Origin of the sequence: Shewanella sp. 10N.286.52.C2 (assembly GCF_002874545.1) — a bacterium.
GTDB lineage: Bacteria > Pseudomonadota > Gammaproteobacteria > Enterobacterales > Shewanellaceae > Shewanella.
The window spans coordinates 12,993-32,472 of the sequence record NZ_MCTV01000037.1 but is presented as its reverse complement, the minus strand read 5'-3'; the positions used below and the strand labels follow the sequence as shown (position 1 = coordinate 32,472).

General features: G+C 39.7%; 19 protein-coding genes. 7 read left to right on the top strand and 12 right to left on the bottom strand.

Going from position 1 to position 19,480, the window contains the following annotated elements; genetic code table 11:
• The first annotated feature begins 37 nt into the window (after positions 1-37).
• Positions 38-1,309, top strand: coding sequence for a YeaH/YhbH family protein (locus tag BCU94_RS13240; RefSeq protein ID WP_102476624.1), 1,272 nt, complete (start codon positions 38-40; stop codon positions 1,307-1,309).
• 9 nt (positions 1,310-1,318) lie between these two features.
• Positions 1,319-2,941 carry a SpoVR family protein gene (locus BCU94_RS13235; RefSeq protein WP_102437305.1) on the top strand — a complete coding sequence of 541 codons (1,623 nt, stop codon included), beginning with the start codon at positions 1,319-1,321 and terminating at the stop codon, positions 2,939-2,941.
• An 80-nt stretch (positions 2,942-3,021) separates the two neighbouring features.
• Here the strand turns inward: BCU94_RS13235 and fadR are convergent, their stop codons facing one another.
• Positions 3,022-3,753, bottom strand: a complete 732-nt coding sequence (gene fadR / locus BCU94_RS13230) for a fatty acid metabolism transcriptional regulator FadR (protein ID WP_102437303.1) — start codon at positions 3,751-3,753, stop codon at positions 3,022-3,024.
• A 445-nt stretch (positions 3,754-4,198) separates the two neighbouring features.
• Between fadR and nhaB the strand changes: the two genes are divergently transcribed.
• Together nhaB and dsbB are read left to right on the top strand one after the other, a co-directional pair.
• Entirely contained in the window at positions 4,199-5,785 is a 1,587-nt protein-coding gene (gene nhaB / locus BCU94_RS13225; RefSeq protein WP_102437301.1) for a sodium/proton antiporter NhaB, read from the top strand.
• A gap of 110 nt (positions 5,786-5,895) precedes the next feature.
• Positions 5,896-6,405, top strand: a complete 510-nt coding sequence (dsbB, locus tag BCU94_RS13220) for a disulfide bond formation protein DsbB (protein WP_102437299.1) — start codon at positions 5,896-5,898, stop codon at positions 6,403-6,405.
• Positions 6,406-6,412: 7 nt separating this feature from the next.
• On the opposite strand, the gene BCU94_RS13215 is transcribed toward dsbB, so the two are convergent.
• The 3 genes from BCU94_RS13215 to BCU94_RS13205 all read right to left on the bottom strand — a co-directional run bounded on the left by BCU94_RS13215 (position 6,413) and on the right by BCU94_RS13205 (position 8,281).
• Positions 6,413-6,853 carry a YcgN family cysteine cluster protein gene (locus tag BCU94_RS13215; RefSeq protein ID WP_102476623.1) on the bottom strand — a complete coding sequence of 147 codons (441 nt, stop codon included), beginning with the start codon at positions 6,851-6,853 and terminating at the stop codon, positions 6,413-6,415.
• Between the two features lie 40 nt (positions 6,854-6,893).
• The gene (locus tag BCU94_RS13210) at positions 6,894-7,868 is read right to left on the bottom strand and encodes a lytic murein transglycosylase (RefSeq protein WP_102476622.1); all 975 of its coding nucleotides are present in this window, start codon (positions 7,866-7,868) and stop codon (positions 6,894-6,896) included.
• A 134-nt stretch (positions 7,869-8,002) separates the two neighbouring features.
• A complete protein-coding gene (locus BCU94_RS13205; RefSeq protein ID WP_102437293.1) occupies positions 8,003-8,281 on the bottom strand; it encodes a YcgL domain-containing protein in 279 nt (92 codons plus the stop codon).
• Between the two features lie 122 nt (positions 8,282-8,403).
• Here BCU94_RS13205 and minC point away from each other — a divergent pair, with 122 nt between their 5' ends.
• From minC to minE, 3 genes are read left to right on the top strand one after another with little or no spacing between them, the layout of a single operon-like run.
• Entirely contained in the window at positions 8,404-9,069 is a 666-nt protein-coding gene (minC, locus tag BCU94_RS13200) for a septum site-determining protein MinC (protein ID WP_076537727.1), read from the top strand.
• Between the two features lie 28 nt (positions 9,070-9,097).
• A complete protein-coding gene (gene minD / locus BCU94_RS13195) occupies positions 9,098-9,907 on the top strand; it encodes a septum site-determining protein MinD (protein ID WP_076537724.1) in 810 nt (269 codons plus the stop codon).
• A 2-nt stretch (positions 9,908-9,909) separates the two neighbouring features.
• On the top strand, positions 9,910-10,170 hold the full coding sequence (minE, locus tag BCU94_RS13190; protein ID WP_076537720.1) for a cell division topological specificity factor MinE: 261 nt from the start codon (positions 9,910-9,912) through the stop codon (positions 10,168-10,170).
• 117 nt (positions 10,171-10,287) lie between these two features.
• Here minE and rnd read toward each other — a convergent pair whose 3' ends face one another.
• From rnd to BCU94_RS13150, 8 genes are all read right to left on the bottom strand, one after another.
• Positions 10,288-11,400: a ribonuclease D gene (rnd, locus tag BCU94_RS13185; RefSeq protein WP_102476621.1), complete on the bottom strand. Its 1,113-nt coding sequence runs from the start codon at positions 11,398-11,400 to the stop codon at positions 10,288-10,290.
• A 69-nt stretch (positions 11,401-11,469) separates the two neighbouring features.
• Positions 11,470-13,143, bottom strand: coding sequence for a long-chain-fatty-acid--CoA ligase FadD (fadD, locus tag BCU94_RS13180; RefSeq protein ID WP_102437289.1), 1,674 nt, complete (start codon positions 13,141-13,143; stop codon positions 11,470-11,472).
• 230 nt (positions 13,144-13,373) lie between these two features.
• Positions 13,374-14,288: an alpha/beta hydrolase gene (locus tag BCU94_RS13175; protein ID WP_102476620.1), complete on the bottom strand. Its 915-nt coding sequence runs from the start codon at positions 14,286-14,288 to the stop codon at positions 13,374-13,376.
• Positions 14,289-14,331: 43 nt separating this feature from the next.
• Positions 14,332-15,108: a methyltransferase gene (locus BCU94_RS13170; RefSeq protein ID WP_241905006.1), complete on the bottom strand. Its 777-nt coding sequence runs from the start codon at positions 15,106-15,108 to the stop codon at positions 14,332-14,334.
• A gap of 165 nt (positions 15,109-15,273) precedes the next feature.
• The gene (locus BCU94_RS13165) at positions 15,274-15,960 is read right to left on the bottom strand and encodes a M50 family metallopeptidase (RefSeq protein ID WP_102476618.1); all 687 of its coding nucleotides are present in this window, start codon (positions 15,958-15,960) and stop codon (positions 15,274-15,276) included.
• Positions 15,953-16,351 (bottom strand): hypothetical protein, encoded by a 399-nt coding sequence (locus BCU94_RS13160; protein ID WP_102437281.1) that lies wholly within the window; start codon positions 16,349-16,351, stop codon positions 15,953-15,955. Before BCU94_RS13160 ends, BCU94_RS13165 begins: the two co-directional genes overlap by 8 nt.
• 127 nt (positions 16,352-16,478) lie before the next feature.
• A complete protein-coding gene (tsaB, locus tag BCU94_RS13155) occupies positions 16,479-17,186 on the bottom strand; it encodes a tRNA (adenosine(37)-N6)-threonylcarbamoyltransferase complex dimerization subunit type 1 TsaB (protein WP_102437279.1) in 708 nt (235 codons plus the stop codon).
• 147 nt (positions 17,187-17,333) lie between these two features.
• Entirely contained in the window at positions 17,334-19,277 is a 1,944-nt protein-coding gene (locus BCU94_RS13150; RefSeq protein WP_102476617.1) for an ATP-dependent DNA helicase, read from the bottom strand.
• Positions 19,278-19,480 lie beyond the last annotated feature (203 nt).

Here is a 19,480-nt window from a genome sequence, read left to right as displayed (position 1 = left end):
AAAAACCGTTAAGGGCAAAGTCAATTAGGAGTTGTGTATGGCAAATTTTATTGATAGACGCCTCAATGCAAAAGGTAAAAGTACCGTCAACAGGCAACGTTTTATTGAACGCTACAAAAAGCAAATCAAAAAATCAGTCAGTGAAGCCGTAACCAGAAGAAGTGTTACTGATATCGATAAAGGCGAGAAAATCAGTATCCCAACACGTGACATCAGCGAACCGACATTTCATCAAGGACAAGGCGGTGTGAGAGAGCGTGTCCACCCAGGTAACGATCAGTTTAATAAAGGTGATCAAATTGAGCGCCCCAAAGGCGGCGCAGCCGGACAAGGTAGTGGCGAAGGTGAAGCCTCTAATAGCGGCGAAGGTAAAGATGAATTCTTGTTTGAAATCTCAAATGATGAATATTTAGAGCTGTTATTTGAAGATTTGGCGTTACCGGATTTACAGCAAACTAACGCCAAGCAAATGGTTGAGTTTGAAACATACCGCGCTGGTTACACTAATGTCGGCGTACCAGCCAATATCAATATTGTCCGCTCACTGCGATCTTCATTGGCTAGACGCATTGCCATGACTGCAGGTAAAAAGAAATTACTCGCCGAGCTTATTAAGCAGTTTCACGAGCTTGAAAATACCCCCGGCACCCAAGCTGAGTTGATCATGGATTTAAAACAGCAAATTGAAGATCTTAAAAAGCGTATCGATAGCGTGCCTTTTATAGACAGTTTCGATTTACGTTTTAATAATTTTTCCAAACGTGAAAAACCATCTAGCCAAGCAGTCATGTTTTGCCTAATGGATGTTTCAGGTTCAATGGATCAAGCCACCAAAGATATGGCAAAACGATTTTATATTTTACTGTATTTATTTTTAACCCAGACCTATAAAAATCTTGAAGTGGTCTACATCCGGCATCACACCCAAGCAAAAGAAGTAGACGAACATGAATTTTTCTACTCACAAGAAACAGGCGGTACCATTGTTTCTAGTGCCTTAAATTTAATGCATGAAATTCAGCAAAAACGTTACCCTGCTGATGAGTGGAATATTTATGCCGCACAAGCCTCTGATGGCGATAATTGGGCTGATGACTCACCAGCTTGTAGGCAACTCCTTGCTGAGAAAATATTACCGGTATCTCGCTATTTTAGTTACATCGAAATAACCCGTAGAGCGCATCAAACGCTTTGGCGTGAATATGAAACCTTACAAGCACAATTTGGCAATATCGCCGTACAACACATCAAAGAAGTAGACGATATTTATCCAGTGTTCCGTGAATTATTCAAAAAGCAGCCTAGCTAAGGAGTCACAATGACAAAACCGACTACTGACGACAAAAGTGCTGGCATTGAAGAGCTACAAAACACGGCACAATCAGCCAATATTGCCGAAAAATCACAGCCTAAAGCCCATGGTAAACAGCCTTTAGATGATGGCCCTGATTGGACCTTTGACCTACTCGAAACCTACATGGCAGAAATTGAAAAAGTAGCGGCTTTTTACAAATTAGAAAGTTATCCCAATCAAATTGAAGTGATCACCGCAGAACAAATGATGGATGCCTATGCAGGTATCGGTATGCCTATTGGTTACACCCATTGGTCATTTGGCAAACGTTTTATTGAAACGGAGCAAGGTTACCGTCGCGGTCAAATGGGATTAGCCTACGAAATTGTGATTAATTCCGATCCGTGTATTGCTTATCTAATGGAAGAAAATACCATTACCATGCAAGCCCTTGTGATGGCTCACGCCTGTTTTGGCCATAATAGTTTCTTTAAAAATAATTACTTATTTAAAACATGGACCGATGCTAGCTCGATTATTGATTACTTGGTGTTTGCTAAAAACTACATCCGAGAATGCGAATTAACTTACGGTGTTGAGCAAGTTGAGCTAACCCTCGACTCTTGTCACGCATTAATGAATTATGGTGTTGACCGTTATAAACGCCCTGCTGAAATATCGTTTAAAGAAGAAAAAATGCGCCAAAAAGACCGTGAGAGTTACTTACAGAGTCAGGTTAACGACCTGTGGCGAACCGTACCAGTTAACCCTGATAACATAAAAGCGGAAAATGAAATTAAATTTCCTGAAGAACCACAGGAAAATATCTTATATTTTATCGAAAAGAACGCCCCATTACTTGAACCTTGGCAACGTGAAATCGTTCGAATTGTGCGGAAAATGGCGCAATATTTTTATCCGCAAAAACAAACCCAAGTAATGAACGAAGGTTGGGCCACCTTTTGGCATTACACCATTTTGAATCATATGTTTGATCAAGGCACTGTGACAGATAGATTTATGTTGGAGTTTCTACAAAGTCATACTGCTGTGGTCGCTCAGCCAGCTTACAATAGCCCACATTATAGTGGCATAAACCCCTATGCTTTGGGCTTTAACATGTTTGTTGATATCAGGCGTATATGTGAGCACCCTACTGAAGAAGACAAACGTTGGTTTCCTGAGATAGCCGGAAGCGACTGGTTAACGACGGTTACATTTGCAATGGAAAACTTTAAAGACGAAAGCTTTATAAGCCAATACCTGTCGCCAAAAGTTATGCGAGATTTTAAGCTCTTTAGTGTGTTAGATGATGATAGTTGTAACCGTTTATCTATTTCAGCTATTCATGATGATAGTGGTTACCACTTAATCAGAGAAAAATTATCACAGCAATATAACTTGTCAAATCTAGAGCCAAATATCCAAGTGCAACAAGTAAAAGTTAATGGTGATCGATCATTAACATTACGCTACATCCCCAATAAACGTATTCCACTGAGCCACAGCCACGAAGAAGTGCTAAAGCATTTACACCGTTTATGGGGCTTTGATGTCAGCATTGAGCAACTTGAAGAGTCTGGTAATGTAACTAAGTTGTCGCAATGCCCCCCAGCTAAAGCAGAAACTAAGATGACTACCATGTAATCACTGCTATTGAGTTCCATTAAACTTAAGCCATAAAAAAACCAACCTCGCGGTTGGTTTTTTACTGTATTAATTAGCTATTATTTATTACTGATAGCAATCTCTGCAGGCATATCATCACGCAACTTTTGCCACATAACGCCGCTGTTAATGCCATTTGATTTCATCAACCCATTAACGTCATTGTATTTGTGCTCAATGGCTAAAACTTCAAGCTTTTTGTAAAAATCTAGTGAGATCGCTCGCGCCTCTTCACTCGAGAAATAATAGCGACCTACTCTGCTATACAATCCCTTGAAACCATTAAGAATAAGAACATAGAGCGGGTTTCCTGAAGAAAACGCTAACGCATGATGTAATTCATAATCATAATCAGCATAAGCTTCAGCAGTGTCTTCTAACTGATGAATTTTTGCTAATACCGCTTGAGCTTTTTCTGGGTTATTTCTAATGGCGCCGCGAAAATAAATAATACTCACATTGGCTCGCGCTGAAAGCAGCTGATCAACCAATAACGGGAATCCCTCAGGGTTTAAATCAGCAATAGTTTCTAAAATATTTAAGCCAGAGGTTTCCCAAAAATTATTCACTTGGGTTGGTTTGCCATGTTGAATTTTGAGCCAACCATCACGCGCTAATCGTTGTAACACTTCTCTTAATGTTGTTCTTGTTACGCCAATTAATTCTGATAGTTCACGCTCTGCGGGTAATATCGACCCCGGTGGAAACTTATTTTCCCAGATGGAACGCACAATCCATTTTTCTGCAAAACTTGCAGGACCCTTTGCATTGATAATTGTCAACTTTAACATCCCGTGGTTAACCAATAGACAGATCATACCAGAGGAAATATAAATACACACCATACATAGCAGTTAAAGCCTAGATCTAACCTTGTTACCGGTTACTTTTTCACCAATCGCAGATAAGTTTGTGACGTAGCAGTTATATTCGTTGGCTATTTGTCGAATGATAGATTTTCTTGGATTACAATCAATGAAGTTTGCGCTAAAATACCGCGTCAAACAAAAGGATGTAAGTTAGCGATACAGCTAACGAATTTTGAACCTAACAAATATAATGCGTTTAAATGACTGATAAAAAAGGCTATGACGAAAAATTGTTTACTGAGCAAGATAGTTTAGAAACAATGTAATTCGTCTTATTCAAAGTCAGCTGTAAATACGTCGCTCTATTTGTCACGAAATTCCTTCCAGTAAATTTCACTATCACAAAATCACAACTGGAGAGGCTATTATGCCGTCAACTGCTGGTAATGCATTTTTTCATAACTTCTTGGGTAATTCACCAAGATGGTATAAATATGCAATATTGTTGTTCCTCGTTATAAATCCATTATTATTTTTCTATGTCAGCCCATTCATCGCAGGTTGGGTACTGGTAGTAGAATTTATTTTTACCCTTGCAATGGCACTAAAATGCTATCCATTACAGCCTGGCGGCTTACTCGCCATACAAGCTGTAATTATAGGCATGACCTCCCCCACACAAGTTCTACATGAAATAGAAGCTAACCTAGAAGTATTATTATTATTAATCTTCATGGTTGCTGGTATTTACTTCATGAAGCAATTGCTACTTTTTGTATTCACTAAAATGATCACTAAAGTACGTTCAAAAATTGTTGTTTCATTGATGTTTTGTACCGCTTCTGCTTTTCTGTCGGCCTTTTTAGATGCCCTAACAGTTATCGCGGTTATCATCGCTGTAGCCGTTGGTTTCTACTCGATTTATCACAAGGTGGCATCAGGTAAAGACTTTAGTTCAGATCATGACCACACTAAAGAAGATCGTGAACAGTTATGCGATGAAGAGTTAGAGGCTTTTCGTGGTTTCTTAAGAAACTTACTAATGCACTCTGGTGTAGGTACTGCTCTTGGCGGTGTTTGTACTATGGTCGGTGAACCACAAAACTTAATCATTGCAGCCCAAGCTCATTGGCAATTTGGTGAATTCTTTATTCGTATGTCACCTGTTACCATGCCAGTATTAATCGCGGGTGTAGCCACTTGCTTCATTGTTGAAAAATTTAAATGGTTTGGCTATGGCGCACAACTGCCAGATGCGGTTCATAAAATTTTAAGCGATTATGCTGCCTATGAAGATGCAAACAGAACCACTGCCGATAAGATGAAACTGGTTGTTCAGGCTCTTGTAGGTATTTGGTTGGTCGTAGGTTTAGCCTTCCATTTAGCCTCTGTTGGTTTGATTGGTTTATCCGTTATCATCTTAACCACGGCATTTAATGGCGTGACAGATGAACATGCGATTGGTAAAGCATTTGAAGAGGCCTTACCTTTCACAGCCTTACTTGCGGTATTTTTTGCCGTGGTTGGTGTGATTATTGATCAACATTTATTCGCCCCTGTTATTCAATGGGCACTAAGCTTTGAAGGTAACGCCCAGTTAGTGGTGTTCTATATTGCTAATGGCTTATTGTCGATGGTGAGCGATAACGTGTTTGTGGGTACTGTCTATATTAATGAAGTAAAAGCAGCATTAATCAGTGGCCAAATCACCCGTGACCAATTTGATTTATTAGCTGTGGCGATTAACACAGGTACTAACCTGCCTTCTGTTGCGACCCCTAACGGTCAAGCTGCATTCTTATTCTTACTGACCTCTGCTTTAGCACCATTAGTAAGACTGTCCTATGGCCGTATGGTTTGGATGGCACTGCCTTATACGATTGTACTGTCAATTGTCGGTGTTGTTACTATTGAATCTGGCTTCTTAACCGATATGACCCAGTATTTTTATGATAGTCACATCATTATTCATCATACTGCGAAAGACGTTATTGGCGCTGCAAGCGGGCATTAATGTTTAATAATTTGAACATTATCAATTAAGCACCCTCTAATGAGGGTGCTTTTTTATATCCCGTTGAGTTTTCATACTAATAATAAATATAAGATCGAAAGGAGTTTGATTTGAATCGTTTACAGAGTTTCACTCGTTCACGTAGCGCTTGGTTAATATTACTTATGTCAGCAATTGGCCTAGAGGCTGCTGCGCTATTTTTCCAATACGTGATGAATTTAGCCCCATGTGTCATGTGCATTTATGTCAGAGTGGCGGTTTTAGGATTAATTATTGCCGCTATGGTGGGGCTGATAGCACCAAAATTCTGGTTAACCAGAATAATAGCTATCGGAGCTTGGGGAGTCAGTGCTGCCTGGGGATTAAAGTTATCACTTGAACTTAATAAACTACAGGTCGACCCATCGCCTTTCTCCACCTGCTCATTTTTCCCTGAATTTCCAACATGGATGCCACTGGATAAATGGCTCCCAGCAGTGTTTTCCCCTACTGGCATGTGCAGTGACTCGCCTTGGACATTCTTATCAGTAAGCATGGCGCAATGGATGGTTGTCACTTTTATCGTTTATTTAGTCGTACTGGCAGTAATAATCATTCCTGCAGTAAAACCAGCTAAATAAAAAATGACTATTCAACGTCTTTTAATGGCCAAAGTACGATATAGTCTTCTAGCTCACGTACTTTGGTTTCATTAATGGTTTTACCCTTCACCGATATGCCAGCTTCATGCATGGCCTCTTTAGAACCTGTCAGTAAAGGATGCCAGCTGGGAAGCGTTTTGCCTTGGTATAAACGCTTATAAGCACAAGAATCTGGTAGCCATGTTAATTCAGCTACATTATCTGCAGTAATGGCCGTACAGGCTGGAACATATTTGAAGCGTTCAGGATAACGTCGACAACCGCCAGATTCATCATCTAACAAATGACAAGCTGCATTGGTGTAATACAACTCTTCTGTTTCATCATCGATTAATTTGTTTAAGCAGCATTTTCCACAACCATCGCACAGTGATTCCCACTGCACGATACTCATTTCTTCGAGTTTTTTTTCATTCCAAAAAGACATAGTTCAATAGTAATAAAATAACATTGCCGCTATTGTACCACTAATTGATTGGCGGATTTTTGATTCGTTCAGAAAGGTAAGTCACAGTTAATAAAAAATGTTCGCTGTTAGACCATTTTTGAAGCAGTTTGAAATTATTATACACCAGATATTGGCGACCTTTTTCACCGTCAGGCATTAACAAAGCAACTTGCATATCATCACGCTTGGGCAAATCATTACCGTTATAGCGACGTACACCAAGCGCTTGCCATTCATTAAACGTTTTAGCATTGTCTATACCGGTATCTTCCACGGCTAATGCTTCAATTGAGCTAACTTGACGCCCCCAGGTTTCATCATTACGCCAACCGGATGCCTGCAGCATTGATGCTGCAGTTGCAAAGGCATCGTACTGATTATTCCAAATATCTTTATTGCCATCGCCATTACCATCTTGCGAAAAAGCTAAGTACTGTGACGGCATTAATTGTAGGTGGCCCATAGCGCCAGTTGATGAACCGATTAATTGCTCGTATTGAACATCATTAGATTCAATGATGCGTAAAGCAGCAATAAATTCATCAATGTAAAATTGCTCACGATTGCCAGAATAAGCATTGGATGCGGTGACAGATAAAATCGGAAAATTACCTTGTTGCTCACCAAACTCTGAGGTTAATCCCCATAGCGCAACTAAAAAACGTGGCTGAACACCATAACGATCGCCAATAGCAACGATAGCGTCTTGTTGCTCTTTGAGCATAGCTCTTGCGGTAACGACGGTTATTTCAGGTACATTTTTAGGTATGTAACTTTCTAGATTCAAACTGGTTTCAGAGCCCTTTACTGTGGCTCTTTTAAACACTTTGATTTTTGAGAAATGTTCATCGATCGTGTTTGAGGAAATACCCGCAACGATAGCTTTATCTTTAAGTGAGTCTAAATAATCATCAAAACTAATATCTTGCTGCGCAAAAACCAAATTCACAGCCAATAAATAAACTATTACAGATGAAATGATCTTCCAAATCATAAATTGTCCTAAATTAACTCAGCATTGCTATTCTTATTTTTATTAACTAAACGTTAACACGTTTTAGCAGGCACCGGAATAGTAAAATATATAATTATATCATAAACAAACTATAACTATTTTAAAAAATATCGCTAGTCATTTAAACCTAAACTTCTACGATGCTCTGCCAGTAAATTAACAACAGGGGGCGGTATTTGTAAATAGTAGCCTTTGTCAGCAAGCTCAGCTTTTACTTTTTCAATGTCGGCCATGGCAAGTTCAGTTCTTTTTAATAAAGGCACCATCATCACCAGTTTGGGGACGCCAAACATTTTCATTAAAGCCTCAGGAACGGCATCGAAATTGTCACGCTTCTCGACAAATAAATAGGTATCAACTTTTCGACTACTTTTATATACAGTACAAATCATCTTGGGGTTAAATTCCTCTGTTTCTTGCTTGATAGTAAACAACGCACACTATAACATGGACAATGATTAAATTAATTGTAATTCAGTTCTTAGACTGACATTTTTTGGAGAGTAAAGCCTGGATGGCCACACAAAGTCTCGAGTTAAAAGCTACCTCTTTCACGCTTTCAGTACTCCATATCAACACCCATGATTTCAACGCTATTGCAGCTGACTTAGAAAGTAAATTATCCCAAGCGCCACAGTTTTTTATTGGTGCACCGTTAATCTTAAATTTAAGTGCAATTGAGCAAGAAAACATTAATTTAGCCGCATTAAAACAACTTCTTACTGATAACCAACTCATTATAGTGGGTGTAACATCAGCAAATGAAAGCATTAGTAGCCAAGCCAAACTATTAGGCCTTGCAGTGGTTAAATCAGGCAAACAAGCTAAAAGTATGCCTGCGCCATTAAAAGAAACCAAAATAGTTAAGCAAAATATCCGTTCAGGACAACAAATTTACGCAAAAAATGCTGATTTAGTCATTTTTGGTGCGGTTGGCAATGGCGCAGAAGTCATTGCAGATGGTAGCATTCATATATACGGTGCATTACGTGGCAAAGCAATGGCCGGGGCGTCTGGCGATGTTAATAGTATTATTATTGCCAATGCATTAGACCCCGAACTCGTTTCTATTGCTGGGCAGTATTGGTTAGCTGAGCATTTGCAACAAAACTGCAGTGACCAACGCGGCTGCATTCGCTTAAATGGCGAAACACTCATGGTTGAATCATTGCCACAGTAAGTGGCAACTTAAAAGGATATATAACAACATGGCACAGATTATTGTTGTCACATCAGGAAAAGGCGGTGTTGGTAAAACAACCTCAAGCGCAGCAATAGCGACTGGCTTAGCCTTGAAAGGAAAGAAAACAGTCGTCATTGATTTTGATATCGGTTTACGAAACCTCGATTTAATTATGGGTTGTGAGCGACGAGTCGTTTACGACTTTGTCAATGTGATCAATGGTGAAGCCAATCTTAATCAAGCATTAATCAAAGATAAGCGTTGTGACAAACTGTTTATTTTACCCGCGTCACAAACACGTGATAAAGATGCCCTGACTAAAGAAGGCGTTGGCGGTGTATTAGAAGAGCTAAGCAAAGATTTCGATTATATTGTTTGTGACTCACCGGCAGGAATCGAGCAAGGCGCAATGATGGCATTGTATTTTGCTGATATTGCTATTGTTACCACCAACCCAGAAGTCAGTTCAGTACGAGATTCTGACCGTATTTTGGGAATGTTGCAAAGCCGTTCACGTCGAGCTGAACAAAATTTAGAACCTATTCAAGAGTTTCTATTACTAACACGTTATTCTCCTGCTAGAGTTAAAACAGGTGAAATGCTCAGTGTTGAAGATGTGAATGAGATTTTGGCAATTAAATTACTTGGGGTCATTCCTGAGTCACAAGCAGTGCTAAAAGCTTCAAACTCTGGTGTGCCAGTAATTATCGATGACGAAAGTGATGCAGGTCTTGCTTATGCTGATACTGTACAACGTTTACTTGGTGAAGAAGTACCATTTAGATTTCTGACAGAAGAGAAAAAAGGATTCCTAAAAAGGATATTTGGTAGCTAACTATGTCTATACTCGACTACTTTAAAAGTAACAAAAAAACCAACACAGCGGTCACAGCTAAAGAGCGTTTACAAATTATTGTTGCGCACCAACGTGGTGAACGTGACGCGCCAGATTATTTTCCGAAAATGAAACAAGAGATCCTTGAAGTCATTAGAAAATATGTACATATCTCTGAAGATCAGGTATCGGTTCAATTAGAACAAAATGATGAAAACCTATCTGTATTAGAACTAAATGTGACCTTACCTGAAGGTAAATAAGCCTGAGTTTGTACCTGAGCTTGTAAAAAATACTCTCTAGTCACAGAGCGTAAAGAAAAGCCAAGAGTTTACTCTTGGCTTTTTTGTAGCAGCAATTTTTACACTTGATGTGTCTATTTAGCTAAACTTGATTGCAACTAGGGCATCTTTTACTAGCTTGGCGCGCCAGCCTTTTAATAACAATGGTTTTTCTGCAGGTTGCTTATTGTACAACCACATTAAAAACTCATGAATTAAACGTTTAGAACCGATAAACTCAATAGCAACGTCATGTTGCTCAGCCACCTGAATAAGAATATTTTTCACTTCTTTAAATGAGGCTTTGTAACCATTTTTCAGAGCGATTACATCTACTGCTTCAGGCAGATTGTTTAAGTCAGCAGTTTGTAACACTTTAATCAGTTCTTTACCGTGAAAGCGTTTTTCATGCTCTGTTAGATCATTTAGCTGATTAAGCTCAATCACTGTCTTAGGTTGTTTTTTAGCTAATGCAATTAAGGCATGATCTTTAATGATAAACCCAAGGGCTGAGTCTTTTTTCAACGCTTTTTGTAAGCGCCAAGTAGCTAATACTTTTAAGTAAGCGAGCTGCTGTGGAAATAGTTGAAACGCATTTTTCACTTTTAAATAAGCAAGCTCTTCATCAGGCGGAGTTAAACGCCCTTCTGTCATGCGCTCACCTTCTTCAAGTAGCCAATCCATACGGTTAGATTGTTGTATTTTCGCTAACAATTGCGGGTAAAGCTTGTAAAGGTAAAACACATCATTTGCAGCGTATTGCAGTTGTGCATCAGTCAGTGGACGTTTCATCCAGTCGGTGCGTGATTCACCTTTATCTATTTCGATATCTAAAAAGGTATTAACCAGTTTCGCGTAACCTAAACCATGCCCTAGGCCTGTAAAGGTCGCTGCAATTTGACTATCAAATAAGGGACTTGGCTGACATTGACCATAGCGCGCGAACACTTCTAAGTCTTCACTGCATGAATGAACAAGTTTAGTGATCTTCGTATCTGACAATAACTGCCAAAATGCTGATAAATCAGCTAAGGCAACGGGATCAATCAACGCTAGCGTCTTACCATCATAGGCTTGAATAAGCCCTAACTTTGCGTAATAAGTTCGTGTTCTAACAAATTCGGTATCAAGCACAAGTAATTCACTTTGCTGATACTGTGCTACTAATTTCGCTAAACTTTCTGGGTCGCTGATATATTCAAACGATAACAAAATACGCTCCAATTTTATCTTTTTAACCAATATAAAGCTAATAAAAAGCCGGCTATTGCCGGCTTTACTTTACGCTGATTTAACTTCGTCTCGAAGTTCTCGTCGTAAAATCTTACCTACATTGGATTTGGGTAACTCATCTCTGAATTCTACCAGTTTTGGTACCTTATATCCTGTTAAATGTTGGCGACAATGCTTAATGAGATCGCGTTCAGTCACAGTGTTATCTTTTGCAACGACAAAAATCTTAACTAATTCCCCGCTTGCATCATTTGGAACACCAACAGCAGCAACTTCAACCACTTTTGGGTGCAATGCCACCACGTCTTCCACTTCGTTAGGGAAAACATTAAAGCCAGAAACTAAAATCATGTCTTTTTTACGATCAACAATAAAAAAGAAGCCTTGCTCATCCATGTAACCAATATCACCCGTGGCTAACCAACCATCTTTATCAATCACTTTGGCAGTTTCTTCTGGGCGTTGCCAGTAGCCTTTCATTACCTGAGGGCCTTTAGCAAATAACTCACCTGTTTCACCTTGGGCTAATACCTTACCGTCATCATCTCGGACTTGAATGAAAGTCGAAGGAGCAGGAAAACCAATTGAGCCATTGTAACCTTCGAGGTTATAAGGACAACAGGTCACTAGTGGTGATGCCTCGGTTAAACCATAACCTTCTAACAGGCGCGTTTTGGTAATGGCCTGCCATTTATCAGCCACTGCTTTTTGTACCGCCATGCCACCGCCAATTGAGAACTTTAAGCGGCTAAAATCTAAATTTTTAAAATCTTCGTTATTCACTAAGGCATTAAATAAGGTATTAACCCCAGTTAAGGCTGTGAATGGATATTTCTTAAGTTCACCAATAAATGCTGGCAAATCTCTTGGGTTAGTAATAAGTAAGTTTTTACTGCCCTTGTGTAAAAACAATAGGCAATTAACAGTTAATGCAAATATGTGATAAAGCGGTAAAGCGGTAACCACAAACTCTGAGCCATTTTTTAAGGCTGGCGAATAGGCACCATTAGCTTGCAAGACATTACTGACCACATTGCCGTGAGTTAGCATTGCGCCTTTAGAAACACCTGTGGTACCACCGGTGTACTGTAAAAATGATAAGTCATCAGTGGTTATCTCAGGCTTGATATATTGTAAACGGCGACCTTTGGTAAGCGACTGTCTGAAAGATAATGCATGTGGCAAATCATATTTAGGCACCATCTTTTTGATATATTTAACAATAAAGTTAACTAGGGTGCGTTTAGGTGCACTAAGCTGATCACCAAGCCCGGTGATAATCACAGATTCTACCGGTGTTTCTGCAACGACTTCTTCAAGGGTGCGGGCAAAATTAGATACCACCACAATAGCCTTAGCGCCAGAGTCGACTAACTGATGTTTAAGTTCTCTTGGGGTATAAAGTGGATTGACGTTTACCACTACCATCCCTGCACGTAAAATACCAAACAGTGCAATAGGGTATTGCAACAGGTTTGGCATCATTAACGCGACTCTATCGCCTTTTTCAAGCTTGAGTTCGTTTTGTAAATAGGCAGCAAATGCACGACTTCTTTCTTCTAACTTACGATAGGTTAATGTCGCCCCCATGTTGATAAAAGCAGGCTGATCAGCATATTTAGACACTGCTGTTTCAAACATGTCTACCAAAGAGGTAAATTGTTCAGAGTCAATTTCTGCTGGTACATTTTCTGGTAAATTATTAATCCAAGGATGGTCCACAATTTTCTCCTATTTAATTAGCCCATTGCTATGAAGGAGCCCTTCAATATTGGCAAGGTCTAAAAATCACTGCTCTTTAAAACTAGCGTAAAATTTTATTATTGTTAGTCGCAGCAAAGTTGTTTGCGTTAATTTTTATTGTTTAGCCATAAAATCATACGGCCGTTTAAATTCGGACCATAATCACATAAATGAAATAAAAATCCTAGTGATTTCACCACAACAAGATACTAACTTAGAATAAAAGTTCTAATTTTATCGGACACAAGCTTTGCACTACCCATATGTAGGTGGTGATCACCTTCAATTTGTATATGGGATAGGCGACTAAACCATGATAATGCTTGAGGTAAAGCTAATTTTAACTGCTTAAAGCCCTGCTCGCCTAATATTAATAAACACTGGGTATCGCTCATGCTCATTAATGCGTCAACCTGTTCAAAGGTTAAACGATAAGGTGAGTCTAGCTTAAGGCGGGGATCACTTTTCCAACATAATTGCTGATGTTTAATTTCAACATTACGTTTAATGATTAACTCACACCATACTTTATCAAGGCCAGTTAACTGATGACGGGCATTAACCGCCCTGTCGAGGGTAAAGCTTTGCTTAACTATTGCTATGTTTGCCATCGATGATTTAGCGCCATTAAAACGATTATGCTGTTGAAAGCTATTAATCAGCCGCTTTTGGGCATGGGTTGGCTTTTCATATAACGGTGCTAATGCTTCAATCAAAATGAGCTTATCGACTTTGTGTGCAAAGCAAGCATTATAAGCCGCAGCAATAATACCACCTAAAGAGTGTCCAATGATGTTGAGGGGGGTTGAAGGGCTTATTTGATTGATTAATTCATCCAAGTCATAAATATAATCAAGCCAATGAAGTGGATAACTACCAGGTCTATGTTGTGAATTACCGTGACCTGGCCAATCAATAGCGAGTAGTTGAAATTGGCTTAATATACCCTGAGTATGTAACGCTTTAGCTAAAGGTTCAAAGCTATCAGCATTATCTAACCAGCCATGTAAAGCCAATAAAATAGGCTTATTTTTACAGCCATAGCGTTTGGCGCTTAAACGAATATGAGCCAATTGAAAATCGACTTCTTCAACTGGCAGCGATTGTTCAATTGACTCATTCATAAGCACGTAATTGACTCTTTTTATCTGAATGTCTAACTTAAGATTACTTAGCTTTTTTGATGAATTTTAGCGTCATGCGATCGCTTTCACCAATAGCAAGATACTTGTCTTTATCTTGCTCTTTTAATGCTAAACGCGGTGGTAAAGTCCAAACCCCTTTCTCATAATCTTTGGTGTCTTTAGGGTTAGCATTAATTTCAGAGGTTGCCGCTAGCGTGAAACCCACTTTTTCAGCTAGAGTAATCATTTCAGCTTGATCCATATAACCGCTTTCAAATGACATTCCAGGGTTTGATCTGTGTTCTACTACACCAAACACACCACCCTCTTTTAACACTTTATAAGATGTAGTGAAGGCATTTTCTAATTGCGCTTGCCCAGCCCAATTATGTAGGTTTCTGAAAGTCAGTACATAATCAACACTGTTATCATCCCCTAAAGCTAATGATGCTGGCGGCTGGAATGTAACTGTTGAAGCATTGCCTAATACCGCTTTGTTTTCAGCAAGCCAAGCTTCAAACTTTTTACCGGCTTTAGCGTAATACTGGGTTCTTTTAGTGTCTTCTTTTGGGTTGGTCTCAAAAATCGCACCAATATAATGGCCTTTATCAGCTAGGTATGGTGCTAAAATTTGCGCATACCAGCCACCGCCAGGCCATAATTCAATCACGGTATCATCAGGTTGAATACCTAAAAATGTTAAAGTTTCTGATGGGTTACGGTATTTATCCCGTGCGCTACTTTTCTCGGTTCTGAAATCACTGGCGACGGCTGCAGCCAGTTGCGGGTTAACCTTAACAGCCTGTGTATTTTCAGCCATGCCATGGTTATGAGCTATTGCTGTGTTAGTGACAGCAGACAAGCCTAAAACGCTAAGCCCAATAGCGGTAGATAATAATAACGTACGTTTCATTGTCTTCTCCCTGAAGAAATTGTCTCGAAAATATCAGCAACTGGTACGGCAAAGGTTGCTAAGTCGATCACTTTAGCCGATTGGCAGCTTTTTGTCGTCAACTCTTTTCCAACACATCCATAACATAAAACAACTGAATATCAGCCACATAATCACCCATATCCATGCAGGAATCCAAGTCAGTTGCGACAGTTTAGCTGCATCCCCTTGGCCTACGACTCGAAATAGTACCGTAGGGCTCGCCATGGCATTTAAGACAATCATCAATCCCATGACCCTTAATAGGCTATTAAGTAAAGCATTATGATCAAATTTAAGAGGTAATAAGAATACCACCGCAAGTGAAATTAATATGCCGATGGTGAGTAGATCCCGTGCCCACAGGATTAATGAACCAATAACGGTTATTCCTAAAATGCCTAAGGTAAAGCGGATCCCTGCACGCCAAGTGGCTAGCAAGAAAATCATATAGCCCCACAAGGCAGCACCGGGGTAGCCAGAAAAAGTAATCAATGGCGCAAAACCGCCTTGAGTAAAACAAAGGCCTGCACCATTGGGAAACAACTGGATTTTAGTGACTATGCCGCCAGATAAGATGGCTGCTATGCCATGAGATATTTCATGGAAATAACTTTCAAACCATTTGAATGGAATACTAATGAAAGGCAGTTTGGTAATTAAAAAGGCAAATAATAGTTCGAGAAAAAAGCGACCTTTTGAAGGGATAGCGGATAACTTGTTAGGTCGCGCATCATGCATATAAATCTATTCCTACCATTTGTTGAATATGTTCTCGTTGCGCAGAATGTTGGTTTATTAAATATTCTTGTATCGCACCAGCACTGGCCAATGTCTGACAATGGTCTTTGAATGGCTTATCTCTTGTCGCTGACGCCATGTCATTGTCGTATTGCAATTTAGCATCAAGCTTGGAATCAAATTCTGCGCTAGTTAGCGCCGGTAACTGTTTGCTGTCATCTTTAACGGCATCAAGCGTATCTGTTTGATTAGTTAGTTGAGTTTGATTTTGTAATGCAGAAAGCTTAACAACAGCGTTAGTTGAGATAGCTGAAACGTTTTTATGCCCATTAATATTGCTGGGATTATAGGAGGATAAAGGCTGAACTGAAGTATGTAAAAAAGCATTCATTGTTATCACTCCTATTATAAAAAGCCATTATGGCGCATTTGACAATGGCAACCCAATCGGCCTTATCTGTTACATCAGTGATAGCTGACAATAGCTCCCTATCACTGCTGTAAACTCATGGTGTTATTTATTCACGACCAGGTAATTTTTTCCAGGTGACTTTGTCACGTAAATACACAGGTGCAAGTTCATCCACTGAGGTCGCAAGTCCTTGCTCATGAGCTTTTATAGCTAACTTAATCATAGCTGATGCGTCGGGTAATGTTATCTGGGTCGCCTGTTTTTTCGCTACATCATTTAATAAATCTGGATAGGCTACAAAACCAGTGCCACAAATATGCATTGGCTTTTGCTTATCTAAAATAACGTCAACTGAATCAGGGCTAGAAACATGCTCAGCCCCCACTAGCGTTGCAATGCCGTCGACATTAATAAATTGTCCCCAATAAATTTCACTCATACGGGCATCAATGGCACAAAATATCTGTTCAGCTTGTTCGGTTTCGATGGCCATTTGCGCCATTGCAGCCAAGGTTGATACTCCAATCACGGGAATATCATGACCAAGCGCGAGGCCTTGAGTCATACTGGTACAAATACGAATACCGGTAAAGCTGCCAGGTCCACGACCATAGGCTATTAAATTTACATTTGAAATTTTAATGCCGGCTTCGGTTAGCACCTCATCAACCATAGGTAATATACGTTGGCTATGCTCTCTTGGTGCATCAAACACGCGATTATACTGTTTGTTGTCATGTAACAAAGCCGCTGAACAAGATTCAGTGCAAGTATCTAATGCGAGAATCGTTAAATCTGTATGAAGTTGAGTCATGTAAAAACGTGTTTACCTTACCATTAACTATGGAAAAAATGCTGGGCTAACTAATGCTGAGTATGGTGATTTAGCTAAATAACCTAAAGCCTGCAAGGCATTGTATCGGCACTGAGTCAGCTAAATCATCAACTGCAGTATAATAACTTATGGGATGCTTTTTAAAAAGCTTAACGCTTTATCTAAATCTCGGGTGCGATGCATTGGCGGTAACGAGTTAATAAAAGCTTCACCATAAGCTTTGTTTACGATGCGATTGTCGCACAATATTAACACCCCGCGATCTTTCTCATCTCGAATTAACCGTCCTACGCCCTGCTTTAAACTGATCACCGCTTGGGGCAAAGATATACTGGCAAAGGGATCTTTATTACTGCGTTCAGCATTAGCTGCACGGGCGCGGTACAAGGTATCATCAGGTGAAACAAACGGCAGCTTATCAATAATCACACAGCTAAGTAGCCGCCCTCTTACATCGACACCTTCCCAAAAACTGCTGGTGCCAAGTAATACCCCATTACCGAGTTGCCTGAACTTGTTTAACAGACTTTGTTTACTGGCTGAGCCTTGCACTAACAAGGGGTATTGCACTCGCCTTTGTAATGCGATAGCCACTTGCTGCAACATCTGGTGACTGGTAAATAAAATAAACGTTCGCCCTTGGGCCGCATTAATGGCTTGAATACAAACATCCACCAGCTGATTAACATTAGCTGCAGACTGGCCTGATTTCGCTAAATGGCGCGGCACGCAAAACATGGCTTGATTGGGGTAATCAAATGGGCTATCTAAAATCATTTGCTTGGCTTTCGATAAACCCATTTCATCGGCAAAATGCGTTAACTGGCGATTAACCTGCAAGGTCGCCGAGGTAAAGATCCACTGGGTTTGCTTATCAAATAATTGCTGACATTGTTTAGCAATATTAATCGGCGAGATCCGTAGCATAGTATGCTGCCCGCTGGGCTCAACACTATAAGCTGCATTACTGTCATTGCATTCAAAGTAACTATAAAGATTAGCCACCAGTGTCGATAACTTCACTACAATGTCATCTAAAGATTCACTTCGTCCGACGTGTTCGGTAATAACCAGTGTTAATAAATTGAATTCTTTCAACAATTCCCAAGATGAACTCGCAAGTGATTTATTGGAAATAACCTGTCGCCAGTCAGAAACATCAGCATCAATCAAATCATTTTGCCACGAAGCCAATTTGATTAAACAACGTTGACTTAATTGCTCAAGCTGAATGGTATCGCGCAGCTCGTTGCGATAGACCTCAATGATACGATGAAGTAATCTGTCTAGCTCTCTGGTTGGAATTTGTTGGCCGAAATAATTAATACAAACATCAGGCACCAAATGTGCCTCATCAAAAACGACCACATCAGCATCGGGCAATAACTCGGCAAAGCCAGTGTCTTTTAGTAAACGATCGGCAAAAAACAAGTGATGATTCACCACCACAACTTTGGCATCTTGTGCTTTTATTTTGGCTTTACGATTGAAACAATCATCATAAAAACTGCAACGTTTACCGGTACAAGTTTCTTTGGTGCTGGTTACTGTGGCAATGGTGGCTGAGTTTTCAGCCACAGCGGTCAAGTTACCAATATCACCATCTTTGGTCACACTGGCCCATTGATTAATTTTAATGAGTTCATCAACCACTTTCGGTGGCATCTGGCTAATATGTTGTAAGTTTTTGTCCAATTTTAATTGGCATAAGTAATTACTACGGCCTTTTAATAAGGCGGTTTTGGGCGCTACTGAAAACATCTTCAGTAATAAAGGTAAGTCTTTAAAAAATAACTGCTCTTGAAGGTTTTTACTGCCAGTGCTGATGATAATTTGTTTGCCACTTAATAACGCCGGGATCAGATAGGCGTATGTTTTACCCACCCCAGTACCAGCCTCAAGGATCACATTATGCTTTTGATCTATAGCATCGCTCACCGCCAGCGCCATATCGTATTGGCTTTGTCTTGGGCGATAGGAATGGATCCCTCTCGCTAATGCGCCAGTTGGCGAAAAAGCCAGTTGTACTTCTTTTTGTAATCGAGTGGTCACATTTGACTCTTTCAGCATTGATAGTAAGCAACTTATATGTGGCTTATTATCTATTTTAATCGCTTGGGTAACAATCTTTGCCTATCAATTTATCAATTTAAAGTTGCTATTCGAACAGTAATCTAGGCTCACTATTTTACAGCCCTTTTTAAATATCGATAAAATCCTTAACTTTACATAAACTAATGTTTATCATTAACTTGTATATACAAACTGGACAA